Source organism: Pseudomonas sp. YH-1 (assembly GCF_051990045.1).
Taxonomy (GTDB): Bacteria; Pseudomonadota; Gammaproteobacteria; order Pseudomonadales; family Pseudomonadaceae; genus Pseudomonas; species Pseudomonas nicosulfuronedens.
Map to the genome: position 1 here is coordinate 195339 of NZ_CP178184.1, position 12474 is coordinate 207812.

Here is a 12474-nt window from a genome sequence, read left to right on the forward strand (position 1 = left end):
CCTCACGCCTTTTCCACGTTGACGAGGAAGGACTTGAACTCCGGCGTCTGCGTATTCCCGTCACCCACGAAGGGGGTCAGGGTGTTGGTCAGGTAGCCGTTACGCGCCACGCCGGAGAAGCCCCAGTGCAAGGGGATGCCCACGTGGTGCACGGTCTGGCCGTTGACCTGCAGCGGACGGATGCGCTTGGTCACCACCGCCACCGCCTTGATGAAGCCACGGTTGGAGGAGACCTTCACGCGGTCGCCGGCCTTGATGCCGAGTTCCTTGGCCAGCGCCTCGCCGATCTCGACGAACTGCTCCGGCTGGACGATGGCATTCAGACGGCAATGCTTGGTCCAGAAATGGAAGTGTTCGGTGAGCCGGTAGGTGGTCGCGGCATACGGGAACTCCTTGGCCGTGCCGAACAGCTCCATGTCGTTCTTGAACACCCGCGCCGCCGGGCTGCTGATCGCCTGCGGGTTCTTGTGCAGCGGGTTGACGCCGATCGGCGTCTCGAACGGCTCGTAGTGCTCGGGGAACGGACCTTCGGCCATCTTGTCGACGGCGAAGAAACGCGCCACGCCTTCGGGGTTCATGATGAACGGGTTCATCCCCGCTTCCGGCGCCGAGTCGGCCTTGAAGTCCGGGATGTCGGTGCCGCCCCAGGCCTTGCCGTTCCACCACACCAGGCGTTTCTTCACCGGGTCCCACGGCTTGCCGCTGACATCCGCCGAGGCGCGGTTGTAGAGGATGCGCCGGTTGGCCGGCCACGCCCAGGCCCATCCCAGGGTCTGGCCCATGGCGTAGGGGTCGCTGTTGTCGCGACGACCCATCTGGTTGCCCTGTTGCGTCCAGGAGCCGGCGAAGATCCAGCAACCGCTGGCGGTGCTGCCGTCGTCACGCAAGAGCGCGAATGCCGGAAGCTGCTCGCCGGCTTTCGCCAGGACCATGCCGTTGTTCGGGTCGACCAGGTCGGCCAGCGCCTTGCCGTTGTATTCCTTGGCGATCTCCTCCGGGGTCGGTTCGTCCGGCGTCAGGTACGGCCAGTCCAGGCCCAGGATCGGGTCGGGGAAGGCCCCGCCATCCTTGCGATAGGCTGCCTGCAGGCGGTGCAGCAGGCCGCTCATGATGGCGATGTCGGTACGTGCCTCACCCGGCGGCTCGGCGCCTTTCCAGTGCCACTGCAGCCAGCGGCCGGAGTTGACGATGGAGCCGTCTTCCTCGGCGAAGCAGCTGGTGGGCAGGCGGAACACTGTGGTCTGGATTGCCTGGGTGTCGACGTCGTTGTGCTCGCCGGCATTGCGCCAGAACTCAGAGGTTTCGGTCGCCAGCGGGTCCATCACCACCATCCACTTCAGCTTGGCCAGCGCGGCGCTGACCTTGGCCTTGTTGGGGAAGGAGGCGATGGGGTTGAAGCCCTGGCAGAAGTAACCGTTGACCTTGCCCTGGTACATCATGTCGAAGTAACGCAGCACGTCGTAGCCGGCGCCTGGCACGTCCAGTTTGGGCAGCCAGTCGTAGCACCAGTTGTTTTCCTTGGTGGCGGACTTGCCGAACCAGGACTTCATCAGGCTGACGTGGAACTTGGGATAGTTCTGCCAGTACGACAGTTGCCCCGGACGCAGCGGCTTGGCGGTGCGCTTGGCCAGGTAGGCGGTGAAGTCCTGCTCGGCATCGCCGGCCAGGGTCATGTAGCCGGGCAGCGAGTTGGACAGCAACCCCAGGTCGGTCAGACCCTGGATGTTGGAGTGGCCGCGCAGGGCGTTCATGCCGCCGCCGGGCATACCGATGTTGCCCAGCAACAACTGGACCATCGCACCGGTGCGGATCATCTGCGCGCCCACCGAGTGCTGGGTCCAGCCCAGGGCGTACATGATGGTCATCACTTTGGTCGGTGCCGCGGTGGTGGAAATCTCTTCCCACACTTTGAGCATCATGTCCTTGGGCGTGCCACAGATGTTGCTCACCACGTCCGGCGTATAGCGGCTGTAGTGCTGCTTCATCAGGTTGAACACGCAGCGCGGATGCGTCAGGGTCGGGTCGACCTTGGCGAAACCGTCCTCGCCGATCTCGTATTGCCAGGACGACTTGTCCGGATAGGTGCGCTTCTCCGCGTCGTAGCCGTTGAACAGGCCGTCCTCGAAGCCGAAGCCTTCCTTCACGATGAAGGAGACGTCGGTGTAGTTGTGCACGTATTCCTTCTGGTACTTGTCGTTTTCCAGCAGGTAGTTGATCAGGCCGCCGAGGAAGGCGATATCCGTGCCGGTACGGATGGGCGCGTAGTAGTCCGCCACCGAAGCGGAACGGGTGAACCTGGGGTCGACCACCAGCAGGCGCGCCTTGTTGTGCGCCTTGGCTTCGGTCACCCACTTGAAGCCGCACGGGTGCGCTTCAGCGGCGTTTCCGCCCATGATCAGAATCAGATCGGCATTCTTGATGTCGGTCCAATGGTTGGTCATGGCTCCACGGCCAAACGTCGGGGCAAGACTTGCCACCGTCGGGCCGTGTCAGACACGCGCTTGGTTGTCGAACGCCAGTACGCCGAGAGAACGAACCACCTTGTGGGTGATGTAGCCGGCCTCGTTGGAAGACGCCGACGCGGCCAGGAAGCCGGTGGTCAGCCAGCGGTTCACCGTCTGGCCCTGGGCGTTCTTCTCGATGAAGTTGGCGTCGCGGTCTTCCTTCACCAGCTTGGCGATGCGATCCAGCGCCTCGTCCCAGCCGATGCGCTTCCACTCCGACGAACCCGCTTCGCGAATCTGCGGGTACTTCAGGCGGTTGGGGCTGTGGACGAAGTCGAGCAGGCCGGCGCCTTTGGGGCAAAGCGTGCCGCGGTTGACCGGGTGATCGGAATCACCCTCGATGTGGATGATGTTCTGCGCAACGTTCTTCGCCGCATCACCCTGGCTGTACATGAGGATGCCGCAGCCCACCGAGCAGTACGGACAGGTGTTGCGGGTCTCGACGGTGCGCGCAAGCTTGAAATGGCGGATCTGGTCGGCGAATGCATCCGGGGGTGCCATCCCGAGTGCCGCCAGGCTCGATCCTCCAAGGCCCACGGCGCAGACCTTGAAAAATTGCCGACGGTTCATATCCATCGTGCGTCTCCTGATCAGGCAGCGTACGTCCGGTGCATGGCCGGACCCTTGCTGCTTAAAAGATAGCCAAGCTGAGGCAATAAGCCAGTCTTCAGCCGGGCGCTGACCATGCACGCGGAGACTTTGCGGCGCATTGACGCGCGTCAGTGCGTCACTTAGAACGCACTGCCAAGTACCCCCAAATGGGCAACGGGCGGGTAGGCGCAGGAGATACTCTCGCCGTCGGGGCGACAGGCGGATTGCGCGCGATCCGGCTGCAGGGACTCGTGCAGCCCGAGCAGCGCCACGCCGATGAGGGCAGCGAGCAGGTAATGGCGCGCGTGTCTTGTTCTTATCGCTTTCATGACGACCTCCGTCACTTCAGCCTGCGATCGGGGCCTTGCAGCCCTGCCATGGTTTCAGTCTGGAAGCTGTGGCGCTCCTGTCAACCGAAGCGCTTGACCGAAATGCCCGAACGGCACGGCAGCCGGGCCGTTAACCGCCCCACCACCCTCCCGTTAGGGTGGCAGGACCTGATTGCCCAAGAGCGCTTCCATGTCGTCCGCCGCCTCGCCCTACCCTCACCTGCTCGCCCCGCTGGACCTGGGCCCCCTCCAACTGCGCAACCGCGTGGTGATGGGCTCGATGCACACCGGGCTGGAAGACCGTCTGTGGGACTTCGGCAAGCTCGCTGCCTACTACCGCGAGCGTGCGCGCGGCGGCGTCGGGCTGATCATCACTGGCGGCTTTGCACCCAACCGCGAAGGCTGGTTGCTGCCGCTGGGCAGCAGTCTCACCAGCGGCCTTCAGGTGCCGGCGCACCGTCGCCTGACCCAGGCGGTGCATCGTGAAGGCGGGCGCATCCTGCTGCAGATTCTCCATGCCGGTCGCTACGGCTATCACCCGCTGGTGGTCTCGGCATCAGCGGTGAAGTCGCCGATCAGCTGGTTCACCCCGCGCGAGCTGTCCGAGCGCGGCATCCTGCGCACCATTGCCGCCTTCGTGCGCTGCGCGAAACTCGCCCACGCCGCCGGCTACGACGGCGTGGAGATCATGGGCAGCGAAGGCTACCTGCTGAACCAGTTCCTCTGCCCGCGAACCAACCAGCGCGAAGACCGCTGGGGCGGCGACCTGGGCAACCGCATGCGCCTGCCGCTGGAGATCGTCCGCCGCACCCGCCGCGCGTTGGGCGAGCGCTTCGTCATCAGCTACCGCCTGTCGCTGCTCGATCTGGTGGATGGGGGCAACAGCTGGGACGAGGTACGCACCGTGGCGCGCGCCCTCGAAGGTGCCGGCATCGACCTGCTCAACACCGGCGTCGGCTGGCACGAATCGCGGGTGCCGACCATCGTCACCTCGGTGCCACGCGCGGCCTTCGCCGAAGTGACCGCGCGCCTGCGCCGCGAACTGCGCGTGCCAGTGATCGCCAGCAACCGCATCAACACACCGGAAGTCGCCGAGCAGTTGCTCGCCGAAGGCCACGCAGACCTTGTCTCCATGGCCCGACCGCTGCTGGCCGATCCACAGTTCGTGGCCAAGGCCGCCGCTGGCCGCGCCGCTTCGATCAACACCTGCATCGCCTGTAACCAGGCCTGCCTGGACCACGCCTTCGCCAACCGCCGCGCCAGTTGTCTGGTCAATCCACGCGCAGCCTTCGAGACCGAACTGCGCTACCGAAAGGCACGCGTCCACAAACGCATCGCGGTGATCGGCGCGGGGCCGGCCGGGTTGTCCGCCGCCTGCGTCGCTGCCGAGCGCGGCCACCGGGTGACGCTGTTCGAGGCCGCTGTGGAGATCGGCGGGCAGTTCAACCTGGCCAAGCGCGTGCCGGGCAAGGAGGAATTCCACGAGACGTTGCGCTACTTCTCCGTGCGCCTGGGCGAACTGGGCGTAGAAGTGCAACTCGGCCGGCGCATCCAGCGCGGTGAACTCAGCGGCGAGTATGACGAAGTGATAGTCGCCACGGGCATCCAGCCGCGCACGCCGTCGATTCCGGGGATCAGCCACGCCAAGGTGCTCAGTTACCTCGATGTGCTGCGGGGTGCAGCGGTGGGCCAGAAGGTTGCGCTGATCGGCGCAGGCGGCATCGGCTTCGACGTCGCCAGCTTCCTGCTCAGCGAGCGCGACGGCCCGCAGCCACTGGGCGAATGGCTTGGCCAGTGGGGCATCGACCTCGACAACGCCACGGGAGGCGGACTGATCCCACCGGTCGCCGCATCCTCACACCGGCAGCTCTGGCTACTGCAACGCAAGGCCGGCCAGCCCGGTGCCGGGCTGGGCAAGACCAGCGGCTGGGTGCATCGCGCGCACCTCAAGCATCACGGCGTGCGAATGCTGGGCGCAGTGGAGTATTTGCGCATCGACGATGACGGCCTGCACCTGCGCATCGACGGCCAGGAGCAATGCCTGGCGGTGGACAACGTGGTGATCTGCGCCGGCCAGGAACCCCTGCTGGAACTGCAACCGACACTGGCGGCAGAGAACCTGCGTTACCACGTCATCGGTGGTGCCAGCGTGGCGCGGGAGCTGGATGCCAAGCGGGCCATTCGCGAGGGTGCCGAACTCGCCGCGCGGCTGTGAACGCTTTTCGTAGGACCGAGGGGGACGCCCAGCCCTTGCTCGCGAACGAATTTTCCGGCTACTCCAGCGCCGGACGGTTCGCGAGCAAGCTCGCTCCTACAACCATGCACTCGCCTGGACTCAGGACTCCAGCAACACCTTGATCGCTCGCAGGTCCTTCTCCACCCACTGGGCGTCGCGCTCGAAGGTGGCGTCGTCCATCTGCGGCTGGCGCAGCAGGGTGAGTTGCAGCTCGCAGCCATCGGCATTGGCGATCAGCCGTAGCGGGATGTGGACGGCCGGGGCCTGCTCGGGCAGCACGTCGTGGTCGAGCACACCGAACGCATTGTGTGGCGAGAAACGCACGTGCAGGGGGCCCTGGGGCGTCTGAGCCAGCCAGAGTTCGCCTTCCAGCGGCTCGATGGCGCTGCACAGGCCCGAGGCCCAATAGGGGAAGTTCTTCGGATCGGCGAGGAACGCGTAGGCAGCGTCGCGCGGACGCTCGATGCGCACGCTCAGCACGCGGGAGGCGCGGGTGGCCATGGTCGGGACCTCCATCAGGGCGGGAGCGATGCTCCCGTCTGGTGCATACTACGCGGCTAACTATTCTCGATCGACCGCAGGCCAGCCCTTCGCTGCCCTGCTCACTGAGCATTTCCGGAGTTTCCCATGCCTACGCCACCCTGGTGGTTGTTCGTCCTGCCACTGATCGCCGGCGCCTGCCTGCCACTTCAGGCCGGCATCAACGGCCAACTGGCCAAACAGGTGTCCAGCGTGCTGGCCGCCGCACTGATTTCCTTCTTCGTGGGCATGCTGGGTCTGCTTGCGCTGACCCTGGCCAACCGCGAATTCCCCAGCCTCGCGGCGATGCGCGGGATGCCCTGGTGGCAGTGGTGCGGCGGCTTCCTGGGGATGTTCTTCATCTTCATCGCCGCCTTCGCCGCACCGCGCGTCGGCGCGCTGATGTTCATGGTGCTGGTGCTCGCTGGCCAACTGGGCATGGCACTGGCGCTGGACCACTTCGGCTGGGCCGGTTTCAAGGAAGCGCCGGTGAGCACCCTGAAGATCGCCGGCATGGCCGCCATCGCCGTTGGTATCTGGATGATCCGCAAGGGCTGAACACCATCCGTCTACTCTGAGCTCGGATGGCTCGCCCGCAGGAGATTTCCATGACCGATATCCAGGTGATCCTGGTCGACGAACACGACAACCCGACCGGCACGATGGAAAAACACCAGGCCCATCATCTGGGGCTGCGCCACCGCGCCATCTCGGTCTATGTCTTCAACCGCGCCGGCGAACTGCTGCTGCAACGCCGCGCGGCGGGCAAGTACCACTGTGGCGGGCTGTGGAGTAACACCTGCTGCGGCCACCCTTACCCGAACGAATCCGCGAAGCACGCCGCCGAACGCCGGCTGCGCGAGGAAATGGGCATACAGGTCGAGTTGCACAAGCTGTTCGAGTTCAGCTACCGCCTGGAGTTGGCCAACGGCATGACCGAACACGAGTACGGCCACCTGTTCGGCGCCGTCGACGAGCAATCGCCGCACCCCGATCCAGAAGAGGCCGACGACTTCCGCTACGTCGCCCTGCCCGAGCTGGAAGCCGAGATGGCTGCGCACCCGGAGCGTTTCACACCCTGGTTCCTCATCTGCTACCCGACCTTCAAGGACTATCTGCGCAATAACGGCGGAATCGCCGCTCTGTAGATCACCCTGCTGTTCATCGCCACTCTGTTCGTCGAAAGCCCGAGCAAATCGGCGCGCCGACCACTATGATGCGCGCCTTCGCGCCACCGCACCGACTTGCCGCCATGAGAAAACCACCGCTGATCGCCAACGCCGAACTGGACCGCCTGGAAACCTGGGCGAAGTACACCTCGGGCCTGTGCAAAGACTGCAATGCCACCTGCTGCACCATGCCGGCGGAGGTGAACGTCAACGACCTCATTCGTATCGGCGTGGTCGACGAATTCGAGCGCGACGAGCCGGCGAAGCACATCGCCAAGCGCCTGCTGAAGGAAGGCGTCGTCGAGCGCTTCAACCAGAAGAGCGGCATCTTCACCCTGACCCGCACCAGCAACGGCGACTGCTACTTCCTCGACCGCAAGACCCGTCTCTGCAGCGTCTACGCCAAGCGCCCGGACACCTGCCGCAACCACCCGCAGGTCGGCCCGCGCCCCGGCTACTGCGCCTACCGCAAGAAGACTGCCTGAATAACAATCCGTCAGGGAGAAACGGCGTCTTTTGTGCTTTTCGTAGGAGCGAGCTTGCTCGCGAACCGAATAGCACCGTGCCTTGCAAGCTCGCTCCTACGGGGAACACCCGCGTCTGAGGTGGCTCGCTATACTGCGCGCCAGCTCAGGAGCCCCTCATGAATTCCCTGCTCGAAGCCTGGCGGCATTCGCCTACCCACCGTCGTGTCTGGGCGCTCGCCGCGCCGATGATCCTCTCCAACGTCTCTGTGCCGTTGGTCACCCTGGTGGACAGCGCGGTGATCGGCCACCTGCCGCACGCACACCAGTTGGGCGCCGTGGCGGTCGGCGGCGGGCTCTATACCCTGCTAGTCGGCGTGCTGGGATTCCTGCGCATGGGGACCACCGGCTTCGCCGCCCAGGCAGCCGGCCGTGAAGAGGGCGGAGCACTGCGGAGGATTCTCGGCCAGGGCCTGCTGCTGGCTCTCGGCCTCGCCCTGCTGCTCAGTCTGCTGGCCGTGCCGCTGACCGGCCCCGCGCTCAAGCTGATGCGCCCGTCCCCCGAGCTGGATGTGCTGGCCCGTGAGTTCTTCCACATCCGCCTGTTCGGCCTGCCAGCAGCTTTGGCCACCTACACACTGGTCGGCTGGTTCCTCGGCACGCAGAACGCCCGTGCGCCGCTGGCGATCCTGCTGACCACCAACCTCATCAACATCGTGCTCAGCCTGTGGTTCGTGCTGGGCCTGGGCTGGGGCGTGGCCGGCGCGGCGAAGGCTGCGGTGACCGCCGAATGGGGCGGCGCGCTGCTGGGACTGGCGCTGACCCGCGGCGCACTCAGACGCTTCCCCGGCCTGCCGGACTGGTCACGCCTGCGCGCCTGGGCCAGCTGGCGGCCGCTGCTGATGGTCAACCGCGACATTTTCATCCGCAGCCTGGCGCTGCAGGGCGTGTTCTTCCTGCTCACGGTGCAGGGCACGCGCCTGGGCGACGCCACGGTGGCGGCCAACGCCCTGCTGCTCAACGGCCTGATGGTCACCGCCTACGCCCTCGACGGCCTCGCCCATGCCGTCGAGGCGCTGTGCGGCCACGCTATCGGCGGCCGCGACCGCACCGCCCTGCGCCGGTCACTGGTGGTCGCGTGCGGCTGGTCGCTGATCGCCAGCCTGCTGTTCGTCGCCTTCTTCTCCGTCTTCGGGCATCTGTTCATCGCCCTGCAGAGCGACATTCCGGAAGTACGTGCCACCGCCGACCAGTACCTGCCCTACCTCGCCTGCCTGCCGCTCATCGGCATGTGGAGCTACCTGCTCGACGGTCTGTTCATCGGCGCCACCCGCGCCCGCGAGATGCGCAACGCCATGCTGCTGGCCTGCGCCGCCAGCCTGCCGCTCGGGTTCGCGCTGCAGGGCTGGGGAAATCACGGTTTATGGCTAACCTTCCTATGCTTCATGTTGCTGCGCGCGCTGGTCCTCGCCGGCTACGCGTGGAAGCTGACACGCCAAGATGCCTGGCAGGGACCTGCCAGCCCCTGACCTGTTGAGGAGACGCCATGCCGGCTTGTCCCATTCCCGTTGACGAATCCCTGCGCCAACAGACCCTGGATGAGATGAACCTGCTCGACACCCCGGCCGAGCACTACCTGGATACCCTCGTTCAGCTGACCCAGGACCTGGTGAAAGTCGATACCGTGCTGATCAGCCTGATCGACCAGGAGCGCCAGTGGTTCAAGGCCCGCGTCGGCCTGGATGCCAGCGAGACCCAGCGCGACGTGTCCTTCTGTGGCTACGCGATCCTCGGCGACGACACCCTGCTGGTGCCCGATGCCACCCTCGACGAACGCTTCGCCGACAACCCGCTGGTACTCGGCCCGCCCTATATCCGCTTCTACGCTGGTCGCCCGCTTCGCGCCGGCAACGGCCAGGCCATCGGCACCCTGTGCATGGTCGATCCGCGGCCACGCAGCATGACCGAGGCGCAGCAGGCCAACTTCCGCGACCTCGCCACCCTTGCCGAGGGCTATCTGCAACTGCGCAGCCTGATCCAGAGCAACCGCGACCTGCGCGTGGAGATGGACCGCGAACAGCGCAAGGCCCTGCTCGACCCCCTGACCCAGCTGTGGAACCGTGGCGGTCTGCTCACCTTCCAGGACCGCGAGTGCCGCCTGGCACGGGAAAGCCACGTACAGCTGGGCGTGATCTACGCCGACCTCGACCACTTCAAGGCGATCAACGACAAGTACGGCCACGCCGCCGGAGACCAGGTGCTCTGCGAATGCGCGCGGCGCCTGCGCGCTGCCCTGAGGCCGGACGACCTGCTGGTGCGCCAGGGTGGCGAGGAATTCGTTGCCCTGCTGAAGGTAAAGGATGGCGAGGAACTGCAGCGCGTTGCCGAACGCGTGCGCCAACTGATCGGACACGAGCCGGTGCCGTTGGCCTGCGGCCCGCTGCCAGTCAGCCTGAGCATCGGCTGCACCCTGCTGGCAGCGGAAGAACAGATCGACCAGGCACTGGAACGTGCCGACGCCGCGCTCTACAGTGCCAAGCAGGCCGGACGCGACCGGGTGAGTTTCAGCGCACCACCGGCTTCAGCCTGATCAGAAGAAAGGCCCCAGCAGAGGACCCTCTCATGGCCCAAGCCATTGCCGCGTACCTGCACTACCTGTCGATCTTCCTCCTGTTCGCCCTGCTGGTGCTGGAGCACCAGTTGTTCCGCCTGCCGCTGGACCTGTCGCGGGCGCGCAGCCTGGTGATAGTCGACCTGGCGTACGGCGCCTGCGCCGGCCTGGTGCTGCTGACCGGCGCCGCGCGCGTCGTCTGGTTCGCCAAAGGGACGGACTACTACCTGCACAACAGCCTGTTCCACGCCAAGATCGGTCTTTTCGTCCTCGTGGCTATCCTCTCGATCCTGCCGACCATGACCTTCCTCAACTGGCGCAATGAGCTCAAGGCCGGGCGCGTCCCAGTGCCCAGCGAACGCCAGGCCAAGCTGGTGATCATGACGATCCGCATCGAGCTGCTGGCTCTGGTGATCCTGCCGCTGCTGGCAACCTTGATGGCGCGCGGTTTCGGGATGATCGGCTGAGCGCATTCCTACACGCAGACCGGACCTATCCGATTCTGGCGCCGCGATGATCAGTGGATGCTCCTGCGCAGTTTCGACTGCCGCAGGACTTCGTCATGCCTCCCCGCCCCTTCCAGTGCCACCTGTGGCCGTTGCTCTCCGTTATGGCGGCTCTCGCACTGACTGGCTGCGCGAGCGACGACTTCACTTTCGAAGCCGACCTGCCCGGTGACTTCCAGCTCACTGGCGATGCGCAGTACAGCGGCGCCAACTGCGGAGATTCCGCCGGTCAGACGGTCACCCATCACCTCTTCGAGACGCCGGGCCACAGCGAGCGGCCGCACCGGGTCAGTTTCCAGGTACCACTGAGCACACACGAGGGCGGCTGCAGGCGGGACCTCAGCCGAATTCAGATCCGGCTCGACGGCGACTCCGCCGATCTCGCCGGCAGTCCCAGAGCGCCGGACCAGGCCTTCGCCACGCTCGACTTCCGCAATCGCCTGCCCGACGCAGCCCAACGCATGCCGGACAGGGGCGCGCGCATTTTCGACGGTCGCTGCCGTTGGTTGCAGCCCGCGCCCGGCGAACTGCTGATGAAGGAGCGCACCCTGCAATGCCAAGCCTCCGACCTCGCGGGAAGCTGGCTGGAGGGCTCACCCGGTGGCTCGCTGCAACGCGACGAGTTGCCGGGGCGCATCGTGCGGCTGGCCATCGGCATGGCGCCGGACGTGCCGGCCACCGCCGCTGGCGAATGACCTTACGCCAGCAGCAGTTGCCCAAGCCGGCGATGTAGCGCATCGCTATCCACCACCTCCGGCTGCAGATGGAAACGCTCACGCAGCAGGCCAAGCAGTTCATCGGCACTCTCGATGCTGTGCTGCTCGACTTCGCCGTCCGCGCAACGCCGGGTGAACTGTCCATTGAGCAACGACAACCGCGCGCCCTCCTCGCTGAGTGCCACCCGCAGGGAGTTGCGAAACACGCTCTGCGGATAGGTCGAGGTGTACCAGTTGCGCATGCCGTAGTCCGCCCAGTGCTGAGGGGCGAGGGTGAAGCGGTACAGCGTCTGCCAGCCGGAGGATGAACGCGTGGCGATTTCCAGCTCCTCCTCGAGAGAACCGGCGATGCGCCAGCCACCGGGCAACTCGTCGTTCACCCGCAGTGGCAGGGCTTTCGGCGAGGCAGGGCCGCCGAAACCGATATCCACCAAGTGTGGCCCCTCGGGCAGGTCGACACGCAGCAGCAGGTGCGTCTGCGGGGTCAGCGGCGCATCCACAGGAAGGCCCCAGCGCACCCGCGCCACCAGCAGCGTCACCCGGTAGTCGAGGCTGGACAGCAGGCGGGCGAACAGACTGTTCAGCTCGAAGCAGTAACCGCCGCGTCGATGTTCGACGACTTTGGCGAACACGGCCTCCGGCTCGATCAGGATGGGTTTTTCCAGCAGCACGTCGAGGTTCTCGAAAGGCAGGTGATGCAGTGCTGCGACGATCAGCCGGTCGAGGTTCTCCAGCGTCGGCGCGGGGCGCCGCGGCGGCAGACCGAGGCGTGCCAGGGCCGCATCGAGCTGGGCGGCGCCAAAGGGGGTGAGCGGGGTCATGCGAGTCT

General features: G+C 65.9%; 12 protein-coding genes. 8 read left to right on the forward strand and 4 right to left on the reverse strand.

From position 1 onward, the window contains the following. Positions 1–2: 2 nt before the first annotated feature. Both fdnG and ACKI1H_RS00960 read right to left on the reverse strand, forming a co-directional pair. Positions 3–3080 carry a formate dehydrogenase-N subunit alpha gene (fdnG, locus tag ACKI1H_RS00955; RefSeq protein WP_440467411.1) on the reverse strand — a complete coding sequence of 1026 codons (3078 nt, stop codon included), beginning with the start codon at positions 3078–3080 and terminating at the stop codon, positions 3–5. A gap of 155 nt (positions 3081–3235) precedes the next feature. Continuing rightward, on the reverse strand, positions 3236–3424 hold the full coding sequence (locus tag ACKI1H_RS00960; RefSeq protein WP_081515654.1) for a hypothetical protein: 189 nt from the start codon (positions 3422–3424) through the stop codon (positions 3236–3238). Positions 3425–3614: 190 nt separating this feature from the next. Here ACKI1H_RS00960 and ACKI1H_RS00965 point away from each other — a divergent pair, with 190 nt between their 5' ends. Beyond that, entirely contained in the window at positions 3615–5639 is a 2025-nt protein-coding gene (locus ACKI1H_RS00965; RefSeq protein ID WP_440467412.1) for an oxidoreductase, read from the forward strand. Between the two features lie 120 nt (positions 5640–5759). Here ACKI1H_RS00965 and ACKI1H_RS00970 read toward each other — a convergent pair whose 3' ends face one another. After that, the gene (locus tag ACKI1H_RS00970; protein ID WP_440467413.1) at positions 5760–6161 is read right to left on the reverse strand and encodes an SRPBCC family protein; all 402 of its coding nucleotides are present in this window, start codon (positions 6159–6161) and stop codon (positions 5760–5762) included. 126 nt (positions 6162–6287) lie between these two features. On the opposite strand from ACKI1H_RS00970, the gene ACKI1H_RS00975 reads away from it, so the two are divergent. The 7 genes from ACKI1H_RS00975 (at position 6288) to ACKI1H_RS01005 (ending at position 11624) form a co-directional block, all read left to right on the forward strand. Further along, the gene (locus ACKI1H_RS00975; protein ID WP_081515646.1) at positions 6288–6737 is read left to right on the forward strand and encodes a DMT family transporter; all 450 of its coding nucleotides are present in this window, start codon (positions 6288–6290) and stop codon (positions 6735–6737) included. Between the two features lie 50 nt (positions 6738–6787). Further along, a complete protein-coding gene (idi, locus tag ACKI1H_RS00980; protein WP_440467414.1) occupies positions 6788–7327 on the forward strand; it encodes an isopentenyl-diphosphate Delta-isomerase in 540 nt (179 codons plus the stop codon). Between the two features lie 104 nt (positions 7328–7431). Beyond that, entirely contained in the window at positions 7432–7833 is a 402-nt protein-coding gene (locus tag ACKI1H_RS00985; RefSeq protein WP_138525831.1) for a YkgJ family cysteine cluster protein, read from the forward strand. Positions 7834–7991: 158 nt separating this feature from the next. Further along, the gene (locus tag ACKI1H_RS00990) at positions 7992–9341 is read left to right on the forward strand and encodes an MATE family efflux transporter (protein WP_440467415.1); all 1350 of its coding nucleotides are present in this window, start codon (positions 7992–7994) and stop codon (positions 9339–9341) included. 17 nt (positions 9342–9358) lie between these two features. Continuing rightward, complete coding sequence (locus ACKI1H_RS00995) at positions 9359–10402, forward strand: sensor domain-containing diguanylate cyclase (protein WP_138525829.1); 1044 nt, start codon at positions 9359–9361, stop codon at positions 10400–10402. A gap of 32 nt (positions 10403–10434) precedes the next feature. Continuing rightward, positions 10435–10890 carry a DUF2214 family protein gene (locus tag ACKI1H_RS01000; RefSeq protein ID WP_138525828.1) on the forward strand — a complete coding sequence of 152 codons (456 nt, stop codon included), beginning with the start codon at positions 10435–10437 and terminating at the stop codon, positions 10888–10890. Between the two features lie 95 nt (positions 10891–10985). Further along, the gene (locus ACKI1H_RS01005; RefSeq protein WP_440467416.1) at positions 10986–11624 is read left to right on the forward strand and encodes a hypothetical protein; all 639 of its coding nucleotides are present in this window, start codon (positions 10986–10988) and stop codon (positions 11622–11624) included. A 2-nt stretch (positions 11625–11626) separates the two neighbouring features. Here the strand turns inward: ACKI1H_RS01005 and ACKI1H_RS01010 are convergent, their stop codons facing one another. Then, positions 11627–12466 carry an arylamine N-acetyltransferase family protein gene (locus tag ACKI1H_RS01010; protein WP_440467417.1) on the reverse strand — a complete coding sequence of 280 codons (840 nt, stop codon included), beginning with the start codon at positions 12464–12466 and terminating at the stop codon, positions 11627–11629. Positions 12467–12474: the final 8 nt, after the last annotated feature.

Excerpts from the sequence above, each read along its gene's own strand:
- ACKI1H_RS00965 (WP_440467412.1), top strand. The coding sequence starts at position 3,615 with ATGTCGTCCGCCGCCTCGCCCTACCCTCACCTGCTCGCCCCGCTGGAC.
- ACKI1H_RS01010 (WP_440467417.1), bottom strand. The coding sequence starts at position 12,466 with ATGACCCCGCTCACCCCCTTTGGCGCCGCCCAGCTCGATGCGGCCCTG.
- ACKI1H_RS01000 (WP_138525828.1), top strand. The coding sequence starts at position 10,435 with ATGGCCCAAGCCATTGCCGCGTACCTGCACTACCTGTCGATCTTCCTC.
- ACKI1H_RS01005 (WP_440467416.1), top strand. The coding sequence starts at position 10,986 with ATGCCTCCCCGCCCCTTCCAGTGCCACCTGTGGCCGTTGCTCTCCGTT.
- ACKI1H_RS00960 (WP_081515654.1), bottom strand. The coding sequence starts at position 3,424 with ATGAAAGCGATAAGAACAAGACACGCGCGCCATTACCTGCTCGCTGCC.
- ACKI1H_RS00970 (WP_440467413.1), bottom strand. The coding sequence starts at position 6,161 with ATGGCCACCCGCGCCTCCCGCGTGCTGAGCGTGCGCATCGAGCGTCCG.
- ACKI1H_RS00990 (WP_440467415.1), top strand. The coding sequence starts at position 7,992 with ATGAATTCCCTGCTCGAAGCCTGGCGGCATTCGCCTACCCACCGTCGT.
- ACKI1H_RS00985 (WP_138525831.1), top strand. The coding sequence starts at position 7,432 with ATGAGAAAACCACCGCTGATCGCCAACGCCGAACTGGACCGCCTGGAA.
- ACKI1H_RS00975 (WP_081515646.1), top strand. The coding sequence starts at position 6,288 with ATGCCTACGCCACCCTGGTGGTTGTTCGTCCTGCCACTGATCGCCGGC.
- ACKI1H_RS00995 (WP_138525829.1), top strand. The coding sequence starts at position 9,359 with ATGCCGGCTTGTCCCATTCCCGTTGACGAATCCCTGCGCCAACAGACC.
- idi (WP_440467414.1), top strand. The coding sequence starts at position 6,788 with ATGACCGATATCCAGGTGATCCTGGTCGACGAACACGACAACCCGACC.